This is a genomic window from Enterobacter pseudoroggenkampii, from assembly GCF_026420145.1.
GTDB lineage: Bacteria > Pseudomonadota > Gammaproteobacteria > Enterobacterales > Enterobacteriaceae > Enterobacter > Enterobacter pseudoroggenkampii.
This window is the reverse complement of the sequence record NZ_JAPMLV010000001.1, coordinates 1286452-1308476: the sequence shown is the minus strand read 5'-3', so window position 1 is coordinate 1308476 and position 22025 is coordinate 1286452. Positions and strand designations below refer to the sequence as shown.

The following is a 22025-nucleotide window of genomic DNA, read 5'->3' as shown; positions in this document are numbered from 1 at the left end:
TGGTGGCTAAGCCTCACCCGGCGCGTTTGTTTCCCAACTGCGGTGCGCAACGCGCCACCAGATCAGAACGGCGGCCAGCGCAATCGCGCTCAGGACACTGAATGCCGTCGCAAACGAGTAATGACCGGCGATCGTCCCGGTTAACGCCGGGCTCATGGATGCCCCAACCCCCTGCATCAGCATCACCACACTCTGCCCGGCATTGACGTGCCCGCTTCCGCGCAGCAGCACCACAATAAACGACGGTACGACGACACCGAGGATCCCGGCGGCCAGGCCGTCGAGAATTTGTACCGGGATCATCATTAACGGCGCGTCCGTGGATGCCGCCAGCGCCGCGCGTACCGGCATGACCAGCAGCGCCAGCATAATTAAGCGCCAGTAGCCAAAATGTTCGATCCGGCGCGAAGCCCAGATGGCGACGGGGATCATCACGGCCTGCGAGATGATGACGGTACCCGCCGCGTACAAACCGGGGTTGATCGTGGCGGGTGCCGCAGCCACCCTCATGCTCAGCATCGGTAATAGCGCGGCGTTCGCCAGGTGGAACAGCAGCAGCGTCAGCCCGGTCACAAACAGCGCCCGGTTTTTCATCAGCATCGCAAAACCGGGGACCGGCAGGCTCGCTGAAGAGGACAGCCCGCGCGCCGCGTCGTTATCGATATCGCTGTTGCGAATGGCAAGCAGCGCACACAGCGTTAGCAGCGTGGTACAGGTCATCAGCAGGAAAATCCCGCCCACGCCCCAGTACCAGGCAATTCCGCCTGCAATCAGAGCGGTCATGAAATTGCCGCCGTGATTGAACGCCTCGTTTCTGCCCATCTGCGCGCTGAACCCACCCTGTCCGGTCAGCCCCAGCGTAATCCCGGCGATCAACGGCCCGACAAATGCCGCACAGATACCGGTGACGATTTGCGACACGGCGACCACGCCGCTCTGCTGGCTAAACCAGAGCAGAAGCGTGCTTAGTGTGATCAGAATGCACAGCAGCGCGAGCACAGCACGCTTATTGCGGGAGGTGTCGGTGATGAACCCCGCCGGCAGCGTGGCCAGTAACCCCGCCAGCCCGCCGGCCGTCATCAGGATGCCAATATCATCAGGGGTCCAGTGGCGTTCGGTCAGAAAAATACCGAGAAAAGGCCCCAGGCCATCGCGGACATCCGCAATGAAAAAACTTGTCAGGCATAACGCCCGCAGCGAACGAAGAGACATACATCCTGCCTTTGTCTGTTATCGCCTGTAAAAAAGGAAATGTAGTATACCGGGTATTTTTGAAAATCAGATGACGTCTTAAAAAATATGTCTTCCGAACTTAAACAATTCATAACGGACGTTGTTTTTTCACTTTACTCATTATCGACCCTGACTATACTGGCAATAAATTTTCACAGGAGTCCTTCGTTGGAAAGTTATTTTATCGTCGATACGAAGGTAAGCTGACGCGATTTTTTCGCTGCTTACCTTTACGGTGGGCAGCAATCCTCTTTACGTGATTGCATCCCAATACATTAAGAACGACCAAATTTGTGGGGCATCACGATGTTCATGTTTAATCATTCACTCTTTCCGCCACCCTCGCGCTGACATGCTTTGCGTTTTAACGGCGTCATACTGTGCTTTGTGAAGCACTGACGCTTATCGTTTAATCATGTTAACAGGCGACAGGCTGATGTTCCCTTATATCTCTCATCTGCTCGCAGCGATGCTGCTGGGCGCAATTATCGGCGCGGAAAGACAGTGGCGCCAGCGTATGGCCGGGCTTCGTACCAATGCACTGGTTGCGACGGGCGCTGCCGTGTTTATTTTAAGTTCCATCTCGACGTCACCCGATAGCCCGGGACGCATTGCAGCGCAGATCGTCTCCGGAATAGGTTTCCTTGGCGCTGGCGTCATTATGCGTGAAGGAATGAATATTCGTGGTCTAAATACCGCCGCAACGCTATGGTGTTCGGCCGGAATTGGTGTGCTGTGCGGCTTAGGTCAATTCTGGAATGCCGGTATGGCCAGCGTGATTATTCTTTGTGCCAACATATTGCTTCGCGAAGCTGCGCAACGGATTAATCAACTGCCCGCGCTCCATGAAGGCGAAAAATGCTATGTCCTGAAAATCACCTGCAATGATGAGCATGAAGATGCGGTCCGACAGAGCGTGGTAAACATGGCGAAAGAGTTGACCTTAAGCCTGAAATCCATTTATTGCGATACGGCGCAAGCAGAAGGTAAAACTGAAATTCGGGCCGAGGTGATGACCCGGGAGGAATACGGGAAATTACTCGATCTGATTATGGGTAATATCGGCGGGAATAAAATTATCGCGTCCGTCAGCTGTCACGCAATTTAAGTCTATTACCGGGCATTACGCCCGGTATAACCTTTCCGTTTTGCACGGCCTCTGACAATAACGCGGAGAGCTTCATAAGGCAGCACTGATTTTAGCCAGACGTTTCATCATCTCCGTCGTCAGGCTAAGCTGCTCGCTGCCCATTAGTTGGGACAACTCCTGCTTAGCGGATTGCCATACCGGCATGACCTCTTCAAGCAGACGCCAGCCTTCAGCTGTCAGCGTGAGTCGTTTTCCGGCACGTCCACGGCCTCCAGCCGAGTCAATAATGCCCCGGGATTCCAGACTACGGATATTACGACTCAGTGTTGTCGCATCCACTCCTGCTCTGGCGGCGAGTTCCGCAACGGTTTCATTAGGAGAACCCCCGATGCCAACCATCAGACTGAACTGCTCAGCGGTCAGATCAAACGGTCTGAAGCAGGCGTTGTAATAGCGCGTAATAGCCCGAGCGGTAGCGCGCGCCTGAAACGCCGGACAGACCTCCGGAATGCTCTCCAACAGCGCCACATCAATGTTGTTCATCATTTCATCTCGACAAGCAATGCTAAAGTTAATACTGTATATACACTATTTATACTGCTTGAGGAACCATTATGCCTGCCTTTGTTCATATCAACTTACGGGTCATTGACCCTGCCAGACAGGCCAGCCTGGCCCCTCGCTTCACGTCGGCATTAGAGGAAGCAGGCGGAAAAATTGTCCATTTTGGAGCTGTCGCACAGGTACTGGAAGGGGAAGTAGCGCCGTTACCCTATGCAGGCATTTTTGAATTCCCGACGTTAGATCAGGCCATTGCCTTCTATCATTCGGAAAAATATGCGCCGATTAAGGCTGAACGCCAGCTCGCCCAGGAAGCAAGAATGTTCATTGTCACGACGGAATGACAGGCAGGTTCAACTGTACCTAAATCACAGAACCGAAATTTGTCCCCGTTATGAAAGCCTGCTCTCTGTTTTGCTGGAAATAACGGTTTACCCTGAGCTGTGCAAAAAACACTCAGGAGGGACACATGTACAATTCAATTTTGGTTCCCATTGATATCTCCGAGGATAGCCTGACGCACATGGTTATCCCCTTCGTTCAGGCACATACAGCACTTAACACAGCTAAAGTTCACTTTCTTACTGTTATTCCATCTCTTCCTTATTACTCATCATTAGGTTTGGCCTACTCCGTAGAAATGCCGAAGATGAAAGAGTTCCAGCACGCTGCTTTAGCTAAACTGGATGAAATTGTTAAGCAATTCAAAATCCCTGCAGATAAGATTCAGACTCACGCCGTGACGGGATCCCCTAAGGATCAAATCCTTAAGCTCGCTGACACGATCGGCGCCGACCTGATTATCATCGCCTCCCATAAGCCTGACATATCGACCTATCTGTTGGGTTCAAACGCTGCGGCAGTGGTGCGGCATGCGAAATGCCCTGTGCTGGTTGTAAGATAAAAAAACCGGGCGCAAAGCCCGGTTTTTCATTTACGTTTCCCTGAATGAAAGCACGCTTTAGAGATTGACTCTGTTTGCGTTTAAATTTAAGTCCGTAATAGCGGCCGGTTTTCCAAGCAAGTAGCCCTGAACTTCATCACATTTATTTTTTTTAAGAAAAGAGAGTTGTTCGGCAGTCTCCACCCCTTCTGCGGTTACCGCCATCGAATAGGCTTTACCCAGATCGATAATTTTCTCTACGACTGATTGATTCTGCGGTGAATCGCCTAGGGTAAAAATAAAACTCTTGTCGAGCTTGAGCCCGTCAAACTGAAACTTCCGGAGATAGCTCAGGGATGCATAGCCGGTACCGAAGTCGTCGATCAGAATGCGGACACCCATTTTTTTGAGAGACTTCATGGTCTGCAAGGTTTTTTCTGGATCGGAAAGCGTGACATTTTCAGTCACTTCTATTTCCAGACGGTTAGGCTCAAGCCCTGTTTCGTGAAGTATCTCTTTTATCCTTTCGGCAAGATCGCTTGCCTGAAATTCGATAGCAGAAATATTTACGGATACCGATAACCCCGGCAATTTATCTTTTGTTTCCGCACACGCTGTGCGTATGACCCAGTTGCTGAGGTTAATAATCAGGCCTGTTTCTTCCGCCAGGGTGATGAACTGATCGGGCATCATAGTCCCTCTCTGCGGGTGCTTCCAACGTACCAGCGCTTCGACGGCGTCTATTTTCGAGTATCGGAGGTTATAACGCGGCTGGTAAACCAGATAGAGTTGCTCTTCGCGAATCGCTGTCTTCAGTTCTAATTCCAGTTTTCTCCGTTCGGTCAATTTTTCCGACATATCCGGGCGATAATAGACCCATCTGTTTCTGCCGGATTGTTTCGCCTGGTAAAGCGCAATATCCGCATAGCGTAAAAGATCGTTTGCGCTGCTGCTATCCTGGGGAGCCAGCGCAATACCCATGCTTACGCCTATCGCCACATCATTGCCCTCAATGGAGAAAGGACGGTTAAGTTCTTGCACGATGCGGTGACACACCTCCTCAATGTGCTCTTTTTGGCTGCTGTTGCCGAGGAGCAGCATAAATTCATCCCCTCCCTGCCTTGCGACAAAATCACCTCGACGAACGCAGTTTTTAAGCCGTAAAGCGACCTCGCCAAGCAGAGCATCGCCCGCGGAATGCCCAAAAATATCATTGACGGGTTTAAACTTGTCTAAATCGAGGCAAATCATGGCAAAGGGATAATGATTGACGCCTTCTTTAGCGAACTGGCCTGCAAGAAACTCCTTAATATGATACCGGTTCGGCAGACCGGTTAATTCATCATGGCGTGACAGGAACTCCACACGTTTTGTTGCTTCAACTTCCTGAGAGACGTCGGTTGCCGCGCCCCGCAACACCACCGTTCCGTCAGGCTGTGCAGAAAACTTTGCCAGAAGCGTGCAATAGGACGTGGATTGTTGCGCGTGAGTATAAGGGCAGTTCTTAAATTCAAAGCGTTCAGTTAACTCGCGGCGGCTGACACAGCCATGTAATAATCCAGCTGTCGAGGGAAAGAGTTCATCCAACCTGCGGCCTATCCATTCGCTATTTTCATATCCCGTCACTGTAGAAAAACGACCTGAAAGCCACGTTATCTTTAACGATAAATCTGTTTCCCAGAACCAGTCGCTGGTTGTTTCACTGACGTCCCGGAATCGTTTTTCACTCGTGATGAGATTTAACCGTGCCTGCTCGAGGAGAAAGGTATTTTCGTCAAGCATTCTCGCCTTCTGCATAATATGACGCATGAGAATAACCGTCATCGATACCGTCAGAATGACTGAAAGGATGAGTAAGGGTAAAAAATAAATAATCAACGCCTGGCCTGGGTTTTCGCTGTCCCAGATAATTTGCACATCACCATTCTGGGCACTTAAGGTAAATTCAGTCTGGTTGTTTATTTGAGAAGTGACTGGATCGGGTGAAGTACGAACATTTTTGACGCCGGCATCCTGCCCAATCGTGAGGAGTTTTTTAGCCGTTAGCTTGTCTATAAACACCATTGTCGAAGCTTTCCCCGGTAAGGGCTGCACGCTCGTATCATCGCCCGTCGTTATCCATTCCGCAGAAACAATGGCCGGAACGGAATCGATAAGCGTTAGCATAGAAACCGGCAATCCATTTTTTAGGCTCACCTCACGGAGTAAACGGTCTTTGGTGGATTTATCTAACCAGCGATCCAGATCCTGAAGCTTCAGTTTCCCGTCAACCACGCTGTACCGCGTTCTCCCTTCCGGGGAGAGAACAAACACCCCTTCGTAGCCAAAGTTGTCATAGAGGGACTTACCCAGGTTTTGCTTATCCCATGCCCAGTGAACGTCAGTGTTCAGATGAAGATATTTGTAGGCATCTCCCCACTCTGCATTGTCTTTCAAATGACTTCGCATGCTTTCCTGGCGGGTATCCAGCGCTTCCCTTAACAAAAATTCATCGTGCTTATCGCTGATTTCATTAACATTATCTTTTATTATTAGCAGAGATATTATTGCGGCGATGAAAATACTTATCAACAACGTAACAATATAGGTAAAGGTTTTATTTATCAGGCCTTTAGAAGGCTCGGTATCCGTGAAAGCCGGATTGTTCAGAGGTAGGGTCATCTTTCGCCTTCTTAACTGCTATTACGTCAATATTTATGCCACCTCCATTTATCGGCAAAAAATAATAAAATTTTATAGCAAAAAATCTGAAGCTAAAGAATATGTGGTTTTTACAACCCAGATCAAATTATTAATCATTAACTCTTTTACAGCCTAAATTCGGTTAATTAAATATACCGGTCAAAGTAACTTATCACCTCAGCGGTTGTATTTACACAGAATGGATATTAAGACTATTTTTTGCTGTAGCGGTCACAGGAACGATGAAACGTATAAAAAAACCGGGCGTAAAGCCCGGTTCTTTTTTTCTGATGAGACTGACTCTATTCGCTCAGCCCGCGATTCTCCAGCATCGGCTCAATCTTCGGATCGTGCCCGCGCCAGGTGCGATACAGCTCAGCTAAATCCGTGCTGTTCCCGCGGGACAAAATCGCCTCGCGGAATTTTTGCCCGTTTTCACGGGTCAGGCCGCCCTGTTCAACAAACCACTGATAGCCATCATCAGCGAGCATCTGCGTCCAGAGATAGGCGTAATATCCCGCCGCGTAGCCGCCGCCAAAAATATGGGCAAAATAGCTGCTGCGATAGCGCGGCGGTACGGCGGGCAGATCCAGTCCCTCTTTTTTCAGGGCTGCCGCTTCAAATGCGTCTACGCTCGAAACGGCCTCACTGATGCCGTGCCAGTTCATGTCCAGCAGCGCGGCAGCCAGCAGCTCCGTCATATCATAACCCTTGTTGAAATGGGTCGCGTTGAGCATGCTTTCCCGCAGCGCGTCCGGCATCGGCTCACCGGTTTCGTAATGGCGCGCATAATGGGTAAACACCGGTGGATGGCTGGCCCAGTGCTCGTTGATTTGCGACGGGAACTCAACAAAATCACGCGGCGTATTGGTGCCGGAAAGCGTGGCGAACCGCTGGCTGGCAAAGAGACCGTGCAGCGTATGGCCAAACTCGTGGAACAGGGTTATCACGTCATCCCAGGAGAGAAGCGCGACACCGCCATTCGCCGGTTTTTGGTAGTTACAGACGTTGTAGATCACCGGACGGGCAGCAAACTCGAAGGATTGCTCGACGAAATTCCCCATCCATGCCCCGCCCTGCTTGGAATCACGGGCAAAGAAGTCACCGTAAAACAGCGCCATGCCCTCACCGGTATGGTCGAAAATTTCCCATACGCGGACGTCCGGGTGGTACACCGGGATATCGAAGCGTTCGACGAAGCGAATGCCAAACAGCTGGCTGGCTGCCCAGAATACGCCATCCTGCAGCACGGTATTGAGCGCAAAGTAGGGCCTGATCTGCGACTCATCAAGGGCATATTTTGCCTGGCGCACGCGCTCCGCATAAAAGGCCCAGTCCCAGGCCTCCACGGTGAAACCGCCCTGCTCATCGTCGATAACGTTCTGAATGTCGGCCTGCTCGCGTTCCGCGCGGGCGCGGGCGGCAGGCACAATGCCGCGCATAAATTCCAGCGCGGCGGCCGGGGTTTTCGCCATCTGATCGGCGATGCTCCAGCTGGCGTAATCCTCAAAGCCCAGCAGACGGGCCTGTCGCGCACGTAGCGCCGTCAGACGCAGGATCAGCGCGCGAGTATCGTTTTCATCCCCTTTCTGGGTACGCGTCCAGCCTGCGTTGAAGAGGTTTTCGCGCGTCTGACGATTGCGCAGCGCGGAAAGCGCGGGCTGCTGGGTGGTGTTCAAAAGCGGGATCAGCCAGCGATCGTTTAGCCCTCGCTCCGCGGCAGCCTGCGCCGCATCAGCAATCTCACCGGCGCTTAGCCCGTCAAGCTGGTGCGCGTAATCCACCACCAGCCCACCCATTTTATCGGCAGCCAGCAGACGCTGGTTAAACTGGCTGGTCAGGGAGGCCGCCTCGGTATTCAACGCCTTTAGCTCGGCCTTTTCTGTCTCATTCAGACGCGCGCCGGCCAGAATAAACCGCTGATACGTCTCCTCGACCAGACGACGGGATTCAGCGTCCAGCACGGCACGGTCCTGCCAGACGCTCTCCACGCGGGCAAACAGTACGTCATTCAGCCAGATATCGTTTGCCAGCGCGGCAAGCTCGGTGGAGAACTGTTCCTCGAGCTCCTGTAAATACGGATTGGTGTGCGCGGAAGTCATGGCGAAGAACACGCTGCTGACGCGCTGGAGCAAAGCGCCGCTTTTCTCCAGCGCCAGCACGGTGTTAGCGAAGTCAGGCGCAGCGGCCTGAGCGACAATCGCGTCAATGTCCGCCCGCTTCTGGCGAAGGGCTTCATCGAAGGCCGGACGATAGTGGCTGTCGTTGATCTCATCAAAATGGGGGGCCTGGTAAGGCAACAGGCTGATGTTGAAAAAGGGATTCGTGGCCGTCATCTTTCGCTCCTGAGTACGGGTATCCTCCCAGAGTAGGCCAGGCCGCCATCCCCTGCAACGCTGTCATACAAATGTTGCCTTAACGCACCCTCTGCGGCCGTGCTATGTTAGTACAACACAAAAAGCGTTGAGGAACAGTGAGATGATTATTTTAGTTACCGGGGCAACGGCAGGTTTTGGTGAAAGCATCACGCGTCGCTTCGTCGCCAACGGGCACAAGGTTATTGCGACCGGCCGCCGTCAGGAGCGTTTACAGGAGCTCAAAGACGAACTAGGCGACAGCATCCTGACCGCGCAGCTGGACGTGCGTAACCGCGCGGCGATCGAAGAGATGATTGCGAATCTGCCAGCAGAATGGCGCGCTATCGACGTGCTGGTCAACAATGCCGGTCTGGCGCTGGGCATGGAGCCTGCCCACAAAGCCAGCGTGGAAGACTGGGAAAACATGATCGACACCAACAACAAAGGGCTGGTCTATATGACCCGCGCAGTGCTGCCGGGCATGGTCGAGCGCAATCATGGCCACATTATCAATATCGGCTCCACCGCCGGAAGCTGGCCCTATGCAGGCGGTAACGTCTACGGGGCGACGAAAGCGTTTGTGCGCCAGTTCAGCCTTAACCTGCGGACCGATCTGCACGGCACCGCCATTCGCGTCACCGACATCGAGCCGGGCCTGGTGGGTGGCACCGAGTTTTCCAATGTGCGTTTCAAAGGCGATGACGCGAAAGCAGACAAAACCTATGAAAACGCGAACGCCCTGACGCCGGAAGATGTCACCGAAACGGTCTGGTGGGTGGCGACGCTGCCAAAACACGTCAACATCAATACCGTAGAAATGATGCCGGTCAGCCAGAGTTTTGCCGGACTTAGCGTCCATCGTGGCTAACGCTGCCCTTCCCGGCCTGCGGGCCGGGTCTGTTTCGGGTTATAAAAGAATGGTAGTATGTTCGGGCTAACTCTCTGAGAAATGACAACTCATGGCCGCTGAATCGCAACTCAATCCCACCCAGCCCGTAAACCAGCAAATCTATCGCATTTTGCGACGTGATATTGTCCATTGCCTGATCCCACCGGGAACGCCGCTTTCAGAAAAAGAGGTCTCCGTGCGGTTTGACGTTTCCCGGCAGCCGGTGCGTGAAGCGTTTATTAAGCTTGCGGAAAACGGTCTAATTCAGATCCGCCCGCAGCGCGGCAGCTACGTGAACAAAATTTCACTCTCTCAGGTGCGCAACGGCTGTTTCGTTCGCCAGGCCATTGAGTGCGCGGTGGCGCGCCGTGCCGCAACGCTCATCAACGACAACCAGTGTTACCTGCTGGAGCAGAACCTGCATCAGCAGCGGATTGCGATTGACCGTAAGCAGCTGAATGACTTCTTCCAGCTTGATGATGAATTTCACCAGAAACTGGCGCAGATTGCCGATTGTCAGCTTGCATGGGACACCATCGAGAACATCAAGGCCACCATCGACCGCGTGCGCTACATGAGCCTCGATCACGTCTCCCCGCCGGAAATGTTGCTCCGACAGCATCATGATATTTTCAGCGCGCTGGAAAAACGCGATGCGGACGCTGTGGAAAAAGCGATGACGCTGCATCTGCAGGAAATCAGCGAATCCGTGCAGCTGATTCGTCAGGAAAATAGCGAGTGGTTTAGCGAAGAGTGATATTCGCCGCCCCTTTCGGGTGCGGCGATGGGTTTAGCGAACGACTAACACCGGAATTGTGGCGTAGCGCAGGATAGATTCCGCATTTGATCCCAGAAGATGGGTAGTGATGCCCGGATTTTTCGACCCGATGACAATCACGTCATATTCCCCTTCCTTGCTCAGCCTGATAATTTCATCGCGGACGTTGCCAAAGAGAACCAGGGTGTCAATTTTCTCCGGCGAGATATCGAACAGTCTTTTTAACGCGTTCATTTTCTTCCCGGATTCTTCAGTCATATATTCTTCGAACTTTTTAATATCGGCGTTAAATCCGCGCAGCAGGGACCGACTGCTGGCCGGCAGAATATTGACCAGGGTAATCGAGGCGCCTTCTGCCTTCGCAAGGTTTGCCGCGTGGCGAACCGCTTTGTCGCTCAAATCCATTTCAAACACATCAACAGGCATCAAAATCTTCTTATACATAAGCCTGACTCCTTATTCCGATGAAAGGGTTATTTCCTGTACCCAGAATGGCACCGGGAATATAAACCAACCCTCAACGCTACCCTTCCGAAACTATCAATTAATGAAAATAACGGTCTGCTTTGTAAATTGCTGTCGTGAATCGTCAGCGCCCGGCACAATAAAGAAAAAAGTGTGAGTTTGATCAAAAACAAAAACATGTGATGCAGACAGGCGTATTTATATGCTCCGTGAACGGCAACCCTGAAATAGCGCCGTAACGAACAGGTTAGAGAGGAGAAAATACCATGATGACATACGACCGTAACCGCAATGCAATCACCACCGGCAGCCGCGTCATGATTAGCGGCACGGGCAAAACTGGCGTGATTAAAGCGATCCACAGCGACGGGCTGGATGCCGCGCAGGTGCGCCGCAGCAAAACGGTTGAAGTGGAAGGATGCGAAGGTAAGTTCGAGCCGATTGAGCTGATTCGCCTGGGGATGCACTAAGCTGTGCGCAGACATGCCGCCGCGAACGGCGGCATGTGCTGAATTACCGTTGAGAGACGTACTGGGCCACGGTCGCTTTCGCGCCCTGTTGCAGCAGCGTCTGGTATGCCTTCATCACCGCATCAACAAAGCCTGCTTCACGCGGTAACTCTTTACCGAAGATGGCCTCGATACCGAGCAGCGCCTTGACCCGGCTTTCCCCTTCCGCACTGCCCTTCACCGCCGCCTGAATCACCGCCAGCTGCGGATCGCTCACGTCAATCGCATTACCCTGCTCGTCCACGCCGCCGACATAGCGCATCCACCCTGCCACGCCCAGCGCCAGAAGTGGGAAAGGTTTCTGATGCACAAGATGCCAGCGCACGGAGTCCAGCATACGCTGCGGGAGCTTCTGGCTGCCGTCCATCGCAATTTGCCATGTCCGATGGCGCAGAGCCGGGTTGCTGTAGCGGGCAATCAGGAGATCGGCATAGCGTCCTAAATCAACGCCTTTGACCTTCAGCGTAGGCGCCTGCTCGTCAAGCATCAGCGCGTGCGCGGCGAGGCGGTAGTTCTCATCTTCCATACAGTCGTTGATATGCTGGTATCCGGCCAGATAGCCCAGATACGCCAGGAACGAGTGGCTGCCGTTGAGCATGCGCAGCTTCATCTCTTCAAACGGGATCACGTCCGACACCAGCTCGGCGCCAGCTTTTTCCCATTCCGGACGGCCCGCAACAAAGTTATCTTCGATCACCCACTGACGGAACGGTTCACAGGCTACTGCCGCCGGATCGCGCACGCCGGTCAGCCGTTCGATTTTATCCAGCGTATCGGGGGTGACCGCGGGCACGATGCGATCCACCATGGTTGACGGGAAGGTGACGTTAGCCTCGATCCAGTCCGCCAGCTCACCGTCTACCGCCCGGGCGTACGCGCAGGTGACATTGCGCATCACGTGGCCGTTCTCCGGCATGTTGTCACAGGACATCACGCTAAACGCCGGCAGACCCGCCGCTTTGCGACGCGCCAGCGCTTCCACGATTACACCCGGCGCAGATTTCGGCTGGTGTGGGTTTTGCAGGTCGGCGACGATAAACGGATGATCGAGCATCAGTTGCCCGGTCGCTGGTGAGTGGCAGTACCCTTTCTCGGTGATGGTCAGCGAGACAATCGCCACCTGCGGTTCACACAGCGCTGCCAGCACCGTCTCCAGCCCGTCTACCTGCGCATGGAGGGCCTTTTTGACCACGCCCACCACGCGGGAGGTCCATGCATCGGCAGACATCTCCGCCACGGTATAAAGATTATCCTGCGCGTTCAGATCGGCAATCTGCTGCTCGCCGCCAATCAGGTTAACCTCACAGTAACCCCAGTCGCTGCCGTGCTCAGCGGCGAGGATATCGGCATACACTGCCTGATGCGCCCGGTGAAATGCGCCAAAGCCTAAATGAACGATGCGTGCTTTAAGGCTGTCGCGATCGTACTGAGGCAGCGTCGCGTTGGCCTGTAATAAGGTATTTTCCATGATTAAGACTCGTTAATTAGAAAGCTGTGGTTCGCTGCCGCTCCTTCTGAAGCGGCAGCGCCTGCTGACTACACCAACTAGAATGGCAGTTGGGGTAAAAAAATAACTGCCATCAACCATACTGATACTGACGTTTGAGATTTTGATTTATATTAACTTTTGCTCATGTGGTGTGACATAAACATAAAGTTGTGTGATAAGTCGCTCAAGATATAAACCGTCAGCGCCGCGAGGAGATCGCACCGTAACCCACACGCTCTTCTGGTGAGGACTCCGCTGCGTCTTGCGCCGCGCTCAAATCACGGTCGCGCACTTCCGGCATCAGGATCGCCGAGAGCAGCCCAATCATGGAATAGGCCACCAGCATGGCAACAATCGGCCACCAGGAGCCGGTCATATTGCAGAAGATCCCCGCCAGTACCGGACCAAAGCCCACAGCTACCAGACCGCCCGCCTCTTTCGAGATAGCCATACGGGTAAAGCGATTTCGCGAGCCAAACATCTCCGCCATGGTGATATTTTCCAGCGCGAACAGCCCCAGAACGGCGAAGTTATGGATAACGATGATAGAGAGCATGATCGTCCCCGGCGCATAGCTCTTATCGACGATGATCGACAGCATCGGGTAAGCGAGCAGAATGGCGGAGATATTGAGGATAATGTACGGCAGACGGCGCCCCACTTTATCGGAAAGCCAGCCCAGCAGCGGGATAGAGATAAACCCGAGAATGGAGCTGATCATCAGCGCATCGGTAGGGATGGCCTTATCGAACAGCAGCGTCTGGACCAGATAGCCCGCGAGGAACGTCTGGATCAGACCCGAGTTGCCCGCCTGGCCGAAACGCAGGCCGGTCGCCAGCCAGAAGGATTTACTTTTCACCATTGAACCGAGCGACGTGTCCGGCTGCACGGTTTGTGCATCGTTCACTTTCTCAAAGACCGGGCTCTCCTTGAGGTTCATACGCAACCAGATGGCAAAGATCATCACCACGACGCTGGCGAGGAACGGCACGCGCCAGCCCCAGGCGAGCAGCTCTTCACGGTCAAGGGCAAAGAACATGATGGCCCAGATCGCCGTTGCGCTCAGCGTCCCGCAATTAGTGCCCATCGCCACCAGCGAGGAGATGATGCCGCGTTTCCCTTTCGGCGCGTACTCCGCCAGCATGGTCCCCGCCCCGGAGATCTCAGCCCCGGCGCCCAGACCCTGAATAATGCGCAGCGTCACCAGCAGAACCGGGGCAAAAATCCCGATCTGCGCGTAGGTCGGCAGGACGCCAATCAGCGTGGTGCAGATCCCCATCATAGTGATGGTGATAAACAGCACTTTCTTACGGCCAATGCTGTCGCCCATTCTGCCGAAGATAAAGGCCCCGACGATGCGCGCAATATAGCCTGCGCCGTAGGTCCCCATCGCCAGGATCAGCGCCATCGCGGCAGACTGTTCGGGGAAGAAGATCTCATGGAAGACCAGGGCGGCCCCCAGCGAGTAAAGCTGAAAATCCATGAACTCCAGAGCGGTGCCAAGCCAGCCGGAAACGGCGGCTTTCACCAGATCGGCGGTGGATCGTTGCGGTTGTACTTGTGTCATGATGGCTATCTCTGAAAGGTAAGATGCGAACCACATAGAGCCTGTCTGCGCAGGCTCTTAATCGCGTAAATGATTATTGGCCGAACGTGAGTAAGACTTTGCAGCACTGCTGCTGATCTTTCTCAAACAGTTCGATGGCGTCTGTTACGTGGTGATAGTCAAAAGTATGGGTGATCAGTTTTTCCGGGTCGATCAGCCCCCTCTTCAGCCAGTCGATGACGACCGGGAATTTATTGGCATTCAGGCGCGAGGAGAAGATCGCCAGCTCTTTGCCGGTAATGCCCTGCTGAACAATCTGGCTAGGCTCGCTGGAAAAGCCCATCAGCACGATGCGCGCCGCCGGAGAGGCCAGGGTTATCGCTTCCTGCAAAATAGATGGGTGGCAGGCGGCATCAATGATTAACGTCGGTTTGATGCCTTTTTCCTCCAGCGCGGCCTGCAGCGACTGCTCGCCGTTATTAAAGACCCAATCCGCGCCGCTGCGCCGCGCCATCGCCAGGCGCTCGTCTATGCGGTCAACCACGATAACCTGCTTCACCTGATAGACGCCTTTCAGCGCCTGCACGGTGACCAGTCCCATCGGGCCAGCGCCGTAAATCAGCGCGACGTCCTGTTCCGTCGGTTTCGCCTGCCCCGTTACGTTGGCGGCGATGGTAAAGGGCTCAACCATGACGGCGTGTCGATCGGGAATGTCATCCGGAATGGCCCAGGCATTTTGAGCGGGCACTGCCGCATATTCACTGAAGCCGCCATCACGGTGCACCCCCAGCACGACCAGCGAGGTGCAGACGTTCGGTTTTCCCACGGAGCACGGGTAGCAGTGCCCGCAGCTGATCACCGGGTCAACCGCGACGCGCTGGCCCAGGCGGGCAGCGTCAACCCCTTCGCCTGTGGCGTCAATCACGCCAAAGAACTCGTGGCCAATCGTGCGTGGGTATTTCGCAAAAGGATTATGGCCGCGATAGATGTGGCTGTCCGACCCGCAGATACCCGCCAGCGTGATTTTCACGCGGACTTCGCCTGCGCCTGGTTCCGGGCGTGGCCGCTCTTCAATCACCAGTTGGTTTGGCTGCTGAATCACTACGCTTTTCATCGTTTGCTCCTCGCTTACCAGTTCCACAGCGTGCCGTCTTCAAGGCGGGCCACCGGCAGATAGGCCGGATCGTAGGGGTATTTCGCCGCCAGCTTTTCATCAAACTCAATGCCCAGCCCCGGCTTATCGCCCGGATGCATATAGCCGTTATCAAAGCGCCAGTTGTGCGGGAAGACTTCCAGCATCTGTTCGGAGTAGCCCATGTATTCCTGCACGCCAAAGTTCGGCACCCACAGGTCGAAATGCAGCGCGGCGGCATGGCAAACGGGCGACAGATCCGACGGACCGTGTGAACCGGTACGCACCTGATAGAGCGAGGCAAAATCGGCGATGCGACGCATGCCGGTAATGCCGCCCGCGTGGGTAATGGTGGTGCGGATATAGTCGATAAGCTGCTCTTCGATAAGCTGCTTGCAGTCCCAGATGCTGTTAAACACTTCGCCTACCGCAATGGGGGTGACGGTGTGCTGGCGGATCAGGCGGAAGCAGGCCTGGTTTTCCGCAGGCGTTGGATCCTCCATCCAGAACATGCGGAATGCTTCGATGCTCTTGCCGAAGCGCGCCGCTTCAATTGGCGTCAGGCGGTGGTGCATGTCGTGCAGAAGATGCTCATTGAAGCCAAATTTACTGCGCACCGCGTCGAACAGCTTCGGCGTGAAATCGAGGTATTTTTCGGTGGACCAGAGCTGCTCTTCCGGCCAGTCACCTTTGGTCGCAGGCTCGTAGGCCAGCCCCTTCCCTTTGGCCATGCCGTAGGTGGTTTTCATGCCCGGCACGCCGCACTGCACGCGGATCGCCTTAAAGCCCATCTCTTTATGACGGGCGTAATCTTCCAGCACGTCGTCAATGGTGTGCCCGGTGGTGTGGCAGTAGACCATCACCCCTTCCCGGGAGGCGCCGCCCAGCAGCTGGTAGAGCGGCATGTTGGCCGCTTTGGCTTTGATATCCCACAGCGCCATATCCACGGCGGAGATGGCCGACATGGTAACCGGACCGCGACGCCAGTAGGCGCCTTTATAAAAGAACTGCCAGATGTCTTCGATGCGGTGCGCATCGCGGCCAATCAACTGGGGGCAAAGGTGATCCTTCAGGTAAGAGGCCACGGAGAGCTCGCGTCCGTTTAGCGTAGCGTCACCGAGACCGACAATCCCCTCATCGGTGGTGATTTTAAGGGTGACAAAGTTCCGCCCCGGGCAGGTAACAAACACGTCAGCTGCGACAATCTTCATAATTCCTTTCCTTACATCGTTCGTTGTGATGCTGGAAATCTACCCATCAACCCTACTACCATACAAGTATAATGATCATAAAATCAGCTAGCGATCACAAAACCCGGGGACTCAGGCGCGCCCCCATCCCGCCACAATAATCAGCATACCGCACAGGGCAATCAGCGCCCCGGCCCAGTCGTATGCGCTGAGCTTGACGCCGTCCACCACGCGTAACCACAGCAGCGCAGTACACACATAAACACCACCGTAAGCGGCGTAGACGCGCCCACTGGCCGCCGGATGCAGCGTTAACAGCCAGACAAACAGGGCCAGCGCGACGCTTGCCGGGATGAGCAACATTACGGATCCTCCCTTCTTCAGCCAGAGCCAGGGCAGGAAGCAACCGATGATTTCGCATAGCGCGGTGGCAAAAAAAAGCAGCGTCGTTTTAAGCATATTTCACGTCAGGTGAGGATTTATTTAACCATCATACCTGATGATGCCCTTTACTTTTCCATACTTGCTCCGCGGGTATGCCGTCATTTCGCTTTAGTGTAGAATCTGTACGGGGTAACTTGATTATCTGCACCCATTTAAAAGGAAACGCTATGACCACATTAAGCAAACGCCTTTGTCTGACAGCCCTGCTGGCGCTGTCATCGTTCGCCTTTGCCGCCTCTGCGACAGCGGAAACCAGCAAGCTCATTATTGAGTCTGGTGACAGCGCGCAAAGCCGTCAGAACGCCGCCATGGACAAAGAACAATGGAATGACACCCGTAACCTTCGTCAGAAGGTCAACAAACGTGCTGAAAAAGAGTGGGACAAAGAAGATGTCGCTTTTGACGCGCGCGATAAGTGTCAGCAAAGTGCAAACGTCAATGCCTACTGGGAGCCTAACACCCTGCGCTGCCTGGATCGCCGCACTGGCCGCACGGTAGCCCCGTAATGTCTGGATCCTGCGACGTTAAACTCCGTCCGCTGGAGCGTGAAGACCTTCGTTTCGTCCACCAGCTCGATAATAATGCCAGCGTGATGCGCTACTGGTTCGAAGAGCCTTACGAGGCGTTTGTCGAGCTATCCGATCTCTACGATAAGCACATTCACGATCAGAGTGAACGTCGGTTTGTGGTGGAGTGTGAAGGCGAAAAAGCCGGTCTTGTTGAGCTGGTTGAAATCAACCACGTTCACCGTCGGGCGGAGTTCCAGATCATCATCTCCCCTGAGCATCAGGGAAAAGGCCTTGCCTCACGGGCAGCGAAGCTGGCAATGGATTACGGATTCAACGTTCTGAATCTCTACAAGCTTTACCTGATTGTGGACAAAGAGAACGAGAAAGCGATCCATATCTACCGCAAGCTGGGCTTTATGGTGGAAGGCGAGCTGATTCACGAGTTCTTTATCAACGGTGAATACCGCAATACCATTCGCATGTGCATCTTCCAGCATCAGCACCTGGCCGGGCACAAGCCGTCAGGCGCCAGCCTGCTGAAACCTACCGCGCAGTAACCTGCGCGGTTTTATTCTCAGTAATAATCAATCGTGTTCTTGATGGTGTACTTGCGCTCAACGGCGGGTTTGACGCTGTCGTCGGTGATCGTCAGATCGCAGCTCACCGGGTTATTGTGGCGGTCGTAATCGCAGCTCTGCTTGACGTTACCCAGCGGCTTGTCATTCAACATGCTCACCGCCGAGTAATCCATTCTTTTGCGAACATCTTTAGACGGCGTCGACTGGACGGACAGGTGCTGATCGCCGGAGACGGTGGTTTTGCCCAGCGGATAGCCATCCGCATCGTAGCGATACTTCACCTCCATCTCTTTGCCGTGCGCCGCCACCACAAAACCGTTGTCGTCGGTATCCCACGTCACCCCGGCTGACGGCAGTTCGGCCAGTTGGCATTTCCCCTGGAGCTTCACTTTTCGCTGCTGGGTTTCTGCGTCAAGATAGTAATTGGCATCCAGCACCAGCGCCACGCCGGTGTTGGCCTCCAGGTCGTGCAGCTCCAGCGTATCGAAACACCCTTCTGTCGAGACGGTGCCGGTGACCCGTTTGGACACTTCGCCCTTCTCGTTGAACAGCGTCTGAGTAAAGTCTTTGACCGGGCCGCGCAGCGGATCAAAATCAAATTCGTTCGAAAAACTCGCCATCTCGGGCGTAAACGACAGCGGCGCGGAGCTGTTGTCGCACCCCACCAGTGTTGCTGCCAGTAGCGTTATCGCTGCGTATTTCTTCACATTTATTACCGTACAGGGAGATTATTCCCAATCATATTAGCAAATACAGTTGTTTACACGAAGCCTGCTAAAATTAATCTCTACACAGAGAAAAGGAGCTACAGATGAAACGGTTACCCTGGATTACCGCCCTGCTGTTAATGAGTGCCTCAACGGCCGCGCTGGCGGCACCGGATTCCTGCGAGCGCGTGAAAAGCGACATTCAGCAGAAAATTATCAATAACGGCGTGCCTGAATCAGGCTTTACGCTGAGCATTGTGCCTAACGACCAGGCCGATCAGGCGGGCACGCAGGTGGTGGGCCACTGCGCGAACGACACCTTTAAAATTTTGTACACCCGCACAGGCAGTGGTGCGGCAGCTGAACCTCAGTAATTGACCCTCAATCCCCTTTGATTTGATGAGGATTAATATTTAGTCCCCCCAAATCAGTAACACTCACCCCATCATTAGCCCGGATATCATTTCGGGAAAAATAATACGCAATTATAATGATGGGGTGAGCCATGTCCGATATTGAACATCACGGCGGAATTAGCCGTCGAACTCTCGTGAAATCTACCGCAATTGGTTCTCTGGCGCTTGCCGCTGGTGGGATCTCGCTTCCGTTTGGTCTTAAAAGCGCCGCCGCGGCGGTGAAGAACGCCGTCCAGCCGCCTGAAGATACCGTGGTGTGGGGCGCCTGTTCGGTCAACTGCGGCAGCCGCTGTGCGCTGCGTCTGCACGTACGTGACAATGAAGTGTACTGGGTCGAAACGGACAACACCGGCGAGGATATTTACGGTAACCATCAGGTGCGAGCCTGCCTGCGCGGACGTTCAATTCGCCGTCGTATCAATCACCCTGACCGTCTGAACTACCCGATGAAGCGCGTGGGCAAACGCGGTGAAGGCAAGTTCGAGCGCATAACATGGGATGAGGCACTGAACGCCATTACCGCCAGCCTGAAAGACGTGGTGGCCAAATACGGTAACGAAGCGGTGTATATTAATTATTCCTCCGGCATTGTCGGCGGCAATATCACCCGCTCCTCCCCTTACGCTTCGCTGGTGGCGCGCCTGATGAACTGCTACGGCGGTTTTCTGAGCCACTACGGCACCTACAGCACGGCGCAAATCGCCTGCGCGATGCCCTATACCTACGGCAGCAACGATGGCAACAGCACGTCCGACATCGAAAACACCAAACTGGTGGTCATGTTCGGCAATAACCCGGCGGAAACGCGCATGAGCGGCGGCGGGATTACGTACTATCTGGAACAGGCTCGCGAGCGGTCCAACGCGCGCATGATCGTCATCGACCCGCGCTATACCGATACGGCAGCCGGGCGCGAAGATGAGTGGATCCCAATCCGTCCGGGTACCGATGCCGCCCTGGTGGCGGGTATTGCCTGGGTGTTAATCGACGAAAACCTGGTCGACCAGCCGTTTTTGGATAAATACTGCGTTGGCTATGACGAAAAAACGCTGCCGGAAGGCGCGCCCGCTAATGGTCACTACAAAGCCTATATTCTCGGCCAGGGTGATGACCACACGGCGAAAACGCCAGAGTGGGCCTCACGCATCACCGGCATTCCGGCGGATCGCATCGTTAAGCTTGCCCGCGAAATCGGCTCCGCGAAGCCGGCCTACATCTGTCAGGGCTGGGGACCACAGCGCCAGGCAAACGGCGAGCTGACGTCCCGCGCCATCGCCATGCTGCCTATTCTGACTGGGAAGGTGGGGATCAACGGCGGTAACAGCGGCGCGCGTGAGTCAACCTACACCATCACCATTGAACGTATGCCGCTGCCGGACAACCCGGTCAAAACGCAAATCTCCTGCTTCAGCTGGACGGACGCCATCGCCCGCGGGCCGGAGATGACCGCCCTGCGCGACGGCGTGCGCGGGAAAGATAAGCTGGACGTGCCGATTAAGTTCATCTGGAACTACGCGGGCAACACCATCATCAACCAGCACTCCGATATCAATAAAACCCACGAAATCCTGCAGGATGAAAGCAAGTGCGAGATGATCGTGGTCATCGATAACTTCATGACTTCGTCAGCGAAGTACGCCGATATCGTGCTGCCGGACCTGATGACCGTCGAGCAGGAAGACATCATTCCGAACGATTATGCGGGCAATATGGGCTATCTGATTTTCCTCCAGCCCGTGACCGCGCCGAAGTTTGAACGCAAGCCGATCTACTGGATCATGAGCGAAGTGGCGAAACGCCTCGGACCGGATATTCATCAGAAATTTACCGAAGGACGCACGCAGGAACAGTGGCTGCAGTACCTGTATGCCAAAATGCTCGAAAAAGACCCTCAACTGCCGTCCTATGACGAGCTGAAAAAAATGGGTATTTACAAGCGTAAAGATCCAAACGGACACTTCGTGGCCTATAAAAAATTCCGCGAGAACCCGGAAGCCAATCCGCTGAAAACACCATCGGGCAAGATTGAAATATACTCCAGTAAGCTGGCGGAGATTGCGGCCACCTGGGAGCTGGAAAAAGATGAAACCATCAGCCCGCTGCCGGTCTACGCATCAACCTTCGACGGCTGGGATGCGCCCGAGCGTGCGCAGTTTCCGCTGCAGCTGTTTGGCTTCCACTTTAAGGCCCGTACCCACTCGAGCTACGGTAACGTCGACGTGCTGAAAGCGGCCTGCCGTCAGGAGGTCTGGCTTAATCCCGTCGATGCAGAAAAGCGCGGCATCAAGAACGGCGATACGGTGCGCGTCTTTAATCGTCGCGGCGAGGTGAGAATTGAAGCAAAAGTGACGCCGCGCATCATGCCCGGCGTGAGCGCCATGGGCCAGGGCGCCTGGCACGACGCCAATATGAGTGGCGATCGTATCGACTACGGCTCATGCATCAACACCCTGACCACACACCGCCCTTCACCACTGGCGAAAGGCAACCCGCAGCACACCAATCTGGTACAGATCGAGAAGGTGTAGCGGGTTAATGGCTTGACCGTAGTTTATTCTATGGTTTGT

Annotated in this window: 21 protein-coding genes; 10 read left to right on the top strand and 11 right to left on the bottom strand. The window is 54.3% G+C overall.

Going from position 1 to position 22025, the window contains the following annotated elements:
* Positions 1-6 precede the first annotated feature (6 nt).
* On the bottom strand, positions 7-1212 hold the full coding sequence (locus OTG14_RS06440; protein WP_267214754.1) for an MFS transporter: 1206 nt from the start codon (positions 1210-1212) through the stop codon (positions 7-9).
* Positions 1213-1669: 457 nt separating this feature from the next.
* Here OTG14_RS06440 and OTG14_RS06435 point away from each other — a divergent pair, with 457 nt between their 5' ends.
* The gene (locus tag OTG14_RS06435) at positions 1670-2341 is read left to right on the top strand and encodes an MgtC family protein (protein ID WP_267214753.1); all 672 of its coding nucleotides are present in this window, start codon (positions 1670-1672) and stop codon (positions 2339-2341) included.
* A gap of 72 nt (positions 2342-2413) precedes the next feature.
* Here OTG14_RS06435 and OTG14_RS06430 read toward each other — a convergent pair whose 3' ends face one another.
* On the bottom strand, positions 2414-2866 hold the full coding sequence (locus tag OTG14_RS06430) for a MarR family winged helix-turn-helix transcriptional regulator (RefSeq protein WP_090418200.1): 453 nt from the start codon (positions 2864-2866) through the stop codon (positions 2414-2416).
* Between the two features lie 71 nt (positions 2867-2937).
* Here OTG14_RS06430 and OTG14_RS06425 point away from each other — a divergent pair, with 71 nt between their 5' ends.
* Both OTG14_RS06425 and uspF read left to right on the top strand, forming a co-directional pair.
* A complete protein-coding gene (locus OTG14_RS06425) occupies positions 2938-3228 on the top strand; it encodes a DUF1330 domain-containing protein (protein WP_048989534.1) in 291 nt (96 codons plus the stop codon).
* A gap of 125 nt (positions 3229-3353) precedes the next feature.
* Entirely contained in the window at positions 3354-3788 is a 435-nt protein-coding gene (gene uspF, locus OTG14_RS06420; protein ID WP_023335555.1) for a universal stress protein UspF, read from the top strand.
* A 57-nt stretch (positions 3789-3845) separates the two neighbouring features.
* Here uspF and OTG14_RS06415 read toward each other — a convergent pair whose 3' ends face one another.
* Both OTG14_RS06415 and dcp read right to left on the bottom strand, forming a co-directional pair.
* Entirely contained in the window at positions 3846-6428 is a 2583-nt protein-coding gene (locus OTG14_RS06415; RefSeq protein ID WP_048989535.1) for a bifunctional diguanylate cyclase/phosphodiesterase, read from the bottom strand.
* Positions 6429-6751: 323 nt separating this feature from the next.
* Complete coding sequence (gene dcp, locus OTG14_RS06410; RefSeq protein ID WP_267214752.1) at positions 6752-8785, bottom strand: peptidyl-dipeptidase Dcp; 2034 nt, start codon at positions 8783-8785, stop codon at positions 6752-6754.
* Positions 8786-8927: 142 nt separating this feature from the next.
* Between dcp and ydfG the strand changes: the two genes are divergently transcribed.
* Positions 8928-9674, top strand: coding sequence for a bifunctional NADP-dependent 3-hydroxy acid dehydrogenase/3-hydroxypropionate dehydrogenase YdfG (gene ydfG, locus OTG14_RS06405; RefSeq protein WP_252073375.1), 747 nt, complete (start codon positions 8928-8930; stop codon positions 9672-9674).
* Positions 9675-9765: 91 nt separating this feature from the next.
* Positions 9766-10452, top strand: coding sequence for a GntR family transcriptional regulator (locus tag OTG14_RS06400; RefSeq protein WP_090417139.1), 687 nt, complete (start codon positions 9766-9768; stop codon positions 10450-10452).
* Between the two features lie 33 nt (positions 10453-10485).
* Here OTG14_RS06400 and OTG14_RS06395 read toward each other — a convergent pair whose 3' ends face one another.
* On the bottom strand, positions 10486-10917 hold the full coding sequence (locus OTG14_RS06395) for a universal stress protein (protein ID WP_267214751.1): 432 nt from the start codon (positions 10915-10917) through the stop codon (positions 10486-10488).
* Positions 10918-11204: 287 nt separating this feature from the next.
* On the opposite strand from OTG14_RS06395, the gene ydfZ reads away from it, so the two are divergent.
* On the top strand, positions 11205-11408 hold the full coding sequence (gene ydfZ / locus OTG14_RS06390; RefSeq protein ID WP_014883679.1) for a putative selenium delivery protein YdfZ: 204 nt from the start codon (positions 11205-11207) through the stop codon (positions 11406-11408).
* 43 nt (positions 11409-11451) lie between these two features.
* Here ydfZ and OTG14_RS06385 read toward each other — a convergent pair whose 3' ends face one another.
* The 5 genes from OTG14_RS06385 to OTG14_RS06365 all read right to left on the bottom strand — a co-directional run bounded on the left by OTG14_RS06385 (position 11452) and on the right by OTG14_RS06365 (position 17263).
* Complete coding sequence (locus OTG14_RS06385) at positions 11452-12915, bottom strand: mannitol dehydrogenase family protein (protein ID WP_267214750.1); 1464 nt, start codon at positions 12913-12915, stop codon at positions 11452-11454.
* Between the two features lie 220 nt (positions 12916-13135).
* Positions 13136-14503 (bottom strand): MFS transporter, encoded by a 1368-nt coding sequence (locus tag OTG14_RS06380; protein ID WP_267214749.1) that lies wholly within the window; start codon positions 14501-14503, stop codon positions 13136-13138.
* A 73-nt stretch (positions 14504-14576) separates the two neighbouring features.
* On the bottom strand, positions 14577-15596 hold the full coding sequence (locus tag OTG14_RS06375; protein WP_267214748.1) for a Zn-dependent oxidoreductase: 1020 nt from the start codon (positions 15594-15596) through the stop codon (positions 14577-14579).
* Positions 15597-15610: 14 nt separating this feature from the next.
* Entirely contained in the window at positions 15611-16825 is a 1215-nt protein-coding gene (gene rspA / locus OTG14_RS06370) for a starvation-sensing protein RspA (protein WP_048222955.1), read from the bottom strand.
* Between the two features lie 111 nt (positions 16826-16936).
* Complete coding sequence (locus tag OTG14_RS06365) at positions 16937-17263, bottom strand: YnfA family protein (protein WP_267214747.1); 327 nt, start codon at positions 17261-17263, stop codon at positions 16937-16939.
* A 152-nt stretch (positions 17264-17415) separates the two neighbouring features.
* Between OTG14_RS06365 and OTG14_RS06360 the strand changes: the two genes are divergently transcribed.
* Together OTG14_RS06360 and speG are read left to right on the top strand one after the other, a co-directional pair.
* Positions 17416-17754, top strand: coding sequence for a DUF1283 family protein (locus OTG14_RS06360; protein ID WP_023335541.1), 339 nt, complete (start codon positions 17416-17418; stop codon positions 17752-17754).
* Positions 17754-18314 (top strand): spermidine N1-acetyltransferase, encoded by a 561-nt coding sequence (gene speG, locus OTG14_RS06355; RefSeq protein WP_024909098.1) that lies wholly within the window; start codon positions 17754-17756, stop codon positions 18312-18314. The genes OTG14_RS06360 and speG overlap by 1 nt, the downstream gene beginning before the upstream one ends.
* 17 nt (positions 18315-18331) lie before the next feature.
* Here the strand turns inward: speG and OTG14_RS06350 are convergent, their stop codons facing one another.
* A complete protein-coding gene (locus OTG14_RS06350) occupies positions 18332-19042 on the bottom strand; it encodes a YnfC family lipoprotein (protein WP_048989545.1) in 711 nt (236 codons plus the stop codon).
* A gap of 104 nt (positions 19043-19146) precedes the next feature.
* Here OTG14_RS06350 and OTG14_RS06345 point away from each other — a divergent pair, with 104 nt between their 5' ends.
* Positions 19147-19416 (top strand): DUF1161 domain-containing protein, encoded by a 270-nt coding sequence (locus tag OTG14_RS06345; RefSeq protein ID WP_024909100.1) that lies wholly within the window; start codon positions 19147-19149, stop codon positions 19414-19416.
* 131 nt (positions 19417-19547) lie between these two features.
* Positions 19548-21986, top strand: a complete 2439-nt coding sequence (gene ynfE / locus OTG14_RS06340; protein ID WP_267214746.1) for a selenate/tellurate reductase subunit YnfE — start codon at positions 19548-19550, stop codon at positions 21984-21986.
* The last annotated feature ends 39 nt before the right edge of the window (positions 21987-22025 follow it).

What these genes read in the sequence shown, in the direction of transcription:
- OTG14_RS06440 (WP_267214754.1), bottom strand. Translation starts at nt 1,212, where the DNA reads ATGTCTCTTCGTTCGCTGCGGGCGTTATGCCTGACAAGTTTTTTCATT.
- OTG14_RS06435 (WP_267214753.1), top strand. Translation starts at nt 1,670, where the DNA reads ATGTTCCCTTATATCTCTCATCTGCTCGCAGCGATGCTGCTGGGCGCA.
- OTG14_RS06430 (WP_090418200.1), bottom strand. Translation starts at nt 2,866, where the DNA reads ATGAACAACATTGATGTGGCGCTGTTGGAGAGCATTCCGGAGGTCTGT.
- OTG14_RS06425 (WP_048989534.1), top strand. Translation starts at nt 2,938, where the DNA reads ATGCCTGCCTTTGTTCATATCAACTTACGGGTCATTGACCCTGCCAGA.
- uspF (WP_023335555.1), top strand. Translation starts at nt 3,354, where the DNA reads ATGTACAATTCAATTTTGGTTCCCATTGATATCTCCGAGGATAGCCTG.
- OTG14_RS06415 (WP_048989535.1), bottom strand. Translation starts at nt 6,428, where the DNA reads ATGACCCTACCTCTGAACAATCCGGCTTTCACGGATACCGAGCCTTCT.
- dcp (WP_267214752.1), bottom strand. Translation starts at nt 8,785, where the DNA reads ATGACGGCCACGAATCCCTTTTTCAACATCAGCCTGTTGCCTTACCAG.
- ydfG (WP_252073375.1), top strand. Translation starts at nt 8,928, where the DNA reads ATGATTATTTTAGTTACCGGGGCAACGGCAGGTTTTGGTGAAAGCATC.
- OTG14_RS06400 (WP_090417139.1), top strand. Translation starts at nt 9,766, where the DNA reads ATGGCCGCTGAATCGCAACTCAATCCCACCCAGCCCGTAAACCAGCAA.
- OTG14_RS06395 (WP_267214751.1), bottom strand. Translation starts at nt 10,917, where the DNA reads ATGTATAAGAAGATTTTGATGCCTGTTGATGTGTTTGAAATGGATTTG.
- ydfZ (WP_014883679.1), top strand. Translation starts at nt 11,205, where the DNA reads ATGATGACATACGACCGTAACCGCAATGCAATCACCACCGGCAGCCGC.
- OTG14_RS06385 (WP_267214750.1), bottom strand. Translation starts at nt 12,915, where the DNA reads ATGGAAAATACCTTATTACAGGCCAACGCGACGCTGCCTCAGTACGAT.
- OTG14_RS06380 (WP_267214749.1), bottom strand. Translation starts at nt 14,503, where the DNA reads ATGACACAAGTACAACCGCAACGATCCACCGCCGATCTGGTGAAAGCC.
- OTG14_RS06375 (WP_267214748.1), bottom strand. Translation starts at nt 15,596, where the DNA reads ATGAAAAGCGTAGTGATTCAGCAGCCAAACCAACTGGTGATTGAAGAG.
- rspA (WP_048222955.1), bottom strand. Translation starts at nt 16,825, where the DNA reads ATGAAGATTGTCGCAGCTGACGTGTTTGTTACCTGCCCGGGGCGGAAC.
- OTG14_RS06365 (WP_267214747.1), bottom strand. Translation starts at nt 17,263, where the DNA reads ATGCTTAAAACGACGCTGCTTTTTTTTGCCACCGCGCTATGCGAAATC.
- OTG14_RS06360 (WP_023335541.1), top strand. Translation starts at nt 17,416, where the DNA reads ATGACCACATTAAGCAAACGCCTTTGTCTGACAGCCCTGCTGGCGCTG.
- speG (WP_024909098.1), top strand. Translation starts at nt 17,754, where the DNA reads ATGTCTGGATCCTGCGACGTTAAACTCCGTCCGCTGGAGCGTGAAGAC.
- OTG14_RS06345 (WP_024909100.1), top strand. Translation starts at nt 19,147, where the DNA reads ATGAAACGGTTACCCTGGATTACCGCCCTGCTGTTAATGAGTGCCTCA.
- ynfE (WP_267214746.1), top strand. Translation starts at nt 19,548, where the DNA reads ATGTCCGATATTGAACATCACGGCGGAATTAGCCGTCGAACTCTCGTG.